Here is a 2,249-nt window from a genome sequence, read left to right as displayed (position 1 = left end):
GGCATCGCCGCCGACAGCAAAGCCGGCATCGGCGCCAACGGCCAGCTCAACCTCGGCGTCGAAGGCACGCTGCCGCCGCTCGACGGGCTGGGACCGTGGATCAACAGCGCCCCGCTGACCCGCGAAAGCTTGCGCGGCAAGGTCGTGGTGATCGATTTCTGGACCTACAGCTGCATCAATTGCCTGCGCTCGATCCCGTACGTCCGGGCGTGGTACCAGCAATATGCCAAGGATGGCCTGGTGGTGATCGGCGTTCACGCGCCCGAATTCGCGTTCGAGCGCAATCCCGACAATGTCCGCCAGGCGGTTAAGGATCTCGGCATCCGCTACCCGGTCGCACTCGACAATGATTACAAATTGTGGCGCGCGCTCAACAACCATTATTGGCCGGCGCATTATTTCATCGATGCCAAGGGGCGCGTGCGCTTCCACCATTTCGGTGAGGGCGGGTACGAAGAGTCCGAGCGCGTTATCCGACAATTGCTGGCCGAGGCCGGCAGGGCGCCGATGACTGCGGCAATGTCCCGGCCGGTGATGGCGGGCGCGGAAGCCACGGCGGCGTTGGATGCGCTCAAGTCGCCCGAGACTTACGTTGGCTACGCGCGATCAGAGCGGTTCGCGTCGCCAGGAGGCCAGATCCACGACCGCCAGTCGCGCTACCTGCCGGGTCCGCTCGAACTCAATGACTGGGCACTTAAGGGCGACTGGATCGCCGGCAAACAGAGCGCGCGGTCGGCCAGCCCCACCGCGAAGATACACTACCGCTTCCACGCCCGTGACTTGCATCTGGTGCTGGGTTCGCCGGACGGCCGTCCGGTTCGGTTCAGGGTGACGATCGACGGCCACGCCCCGGGCGCGGATGCCGGCGTCGACGTCGCGCCCGATGGCAGCGGCCGCGTCTCGGGCGAACGGCTCTACCAGCTGATCCGGCAAAAGGGCGAGGTGCGCGACCGCACCTTCACTATCGAATTCCTCGACCCGGGCGCCGAAGCCTTTGCTTTCACCTTTGGCTGAGCCGCAACCGCGGCCGAGCGGAAGCCTAATTCTTATTGGCTGGAGTCACCTCGACCGTGGGCACTTCGACGGTCTTGTTCTCGGTGCCGACGGTCACCTCGGGCGTCTGGATATTATATTCGGGGAGCTGGCCGCCGGTGGTGGTGATGTTGACGTCCGGCACCTGTCCTTCCTGGGTCTTTTCGACGTTGCACGCCGTGAAGGAAAGGCAGCTGACCCCCATCAGGATCTTGATCGCGTTCTTCATGGTATCTCCCTTAGGTGATCCACCACGGCGAACACGCCCTCGGATCCCAAAGGCTCTAACCTTATCCAGGGTATCTGGTTCCCGGACTACCCCAGCAAGATCACGCAACGATGCGCAGCTTGCCTTTGCGCGGGGGGTAGCAAACGACGCCGAGCTCCTGCTGGAGCCGGGCGAGTTCTTTTTCCCGCGCTTCCTTATAGGCGGCGGCGTAGCGCGTTTCGCACTCGGCTTCGTCCGCGGTTTGATCGCGGAAGTAGGAGATCGAAATCTTGCGGCCGAACACATCGTCGCCGCGCAATCGCAATTCGGCTTCGGAGTCCGCCGGCAAAGCGTCACGCACGGCGATCAACCTGGCGATCAAATCGTCGAGCGATTGATGCTCCTCGATCTCGACGAATTCCTTGACACGTCGTTGCATTCCAGACCTCCCCCGGCCCCGGCATTTGAATACTCGGCGCGCGAATCCCCGCGCAACGGCTAATCCGCTTTTATCCCCAACCAAGTTGCAGCGGAGTGAATTGATGGCAGATCCGAGGCACAGAAAATGAATTCAAGCACGCCACTCATTCTGTCCGCCGGTGCTTTAGAGATGGGCCTAAGCCCTTCGATTGGCGGAAGTATTTCGCATCTAGACTGGATCGACGGCGATCGGCGCGTGGCCGTATTGCGCAATTGCAACACTTGCCTTGAAAACGTTCTGGACGCTGCGAGCTTTCCGCTCGTCCCGTTCGTCAACCGCATTCGCGGTGGGCATTTTGCGTTTCGCGGCCGCGACATAATGCTCACGCCGAACATGGCCGGCGACCCGAGCCCGCTGCACGGCCAGGGTTGGCTGTCCCCATGGCGGGTCGAGAGTGCGAGTGCGTCCGAAGCACTGATCTCATACCATCACCGATCCGGCGAATGGCCATGGGAGTATCGCGCCGAGCAGCATTTCACGCTCGACGACCACGGGCTGTCGCTGCGCCTCGCCTGCCGCAACCTGTCG

At 62.5% G+C, this 2,249-nt stretch carries 3 protein-coding genes and 1 pseudogene; 2 read left to right on the top strand and 2 right to left on the bottom strand.

Features of this window, described 5'->3' with window-relative positions; genetic code table 11:
* Positions 1-1,014 (top strand): thioredoxin family protein (locus RMO25_RS12945; protein WP_309663015.1); only part of this gene is annotated, 1,014 nt, incomplete at its 5' end.
* 25 nt (positions 1,015-1,039) lie between these two features.
* Here the strand turns inward: RMO25_RS12945 and RMO25_RS12940 are convergent.
* A complete protein-coding gene (locus RMO25_RS12940; RefSeq protein ID WP_309663014.1) occupies positions 1,040-1,261 on the bottom strand; it encodes a hypothetical protein in 222 nt (73 codons plus the stop codon).
* A gap of 100 nt (positions 1,262-1,361) precedes the next feature.
* Positions 1,362-1,679: a hypothetical protein gene (locus RMO25_RS12935; RefSeq protein WP_309663013.1), complete on the bottom strand. Its 318-nt coding sequence runs from the start codon at positions 1,677-1,679 to the stop codon at positions 1,362-1,364.
* 126 nt (positions 1,680-1,805) lie between these two features.
* Between RMO25_RS12935 and RMO25_RS12930 the strand changes: the two are divergent.
* A pseudogene (locus RMO25_RS12930) lies at positions 1,806-2,249 on the top strand (aldose 1-epimerase); the annotation flags it as partial.

Origin of the sequence: Sphingomonas sp. (assembly GCF_031361285.1) — a bacterium.
Classification (GTDB): domain Bacteria; phylum Pseudomonadota; class Alphaproteobacteria; order Sphingomonadales; family Sphingomonadaceae; genus Sphingomicrobium.
The sequence above is the reverse complement of the archived record's forward strand: the minus strand, read 5'-3'. Positions and strand labels throughout refer to the sequence as shown.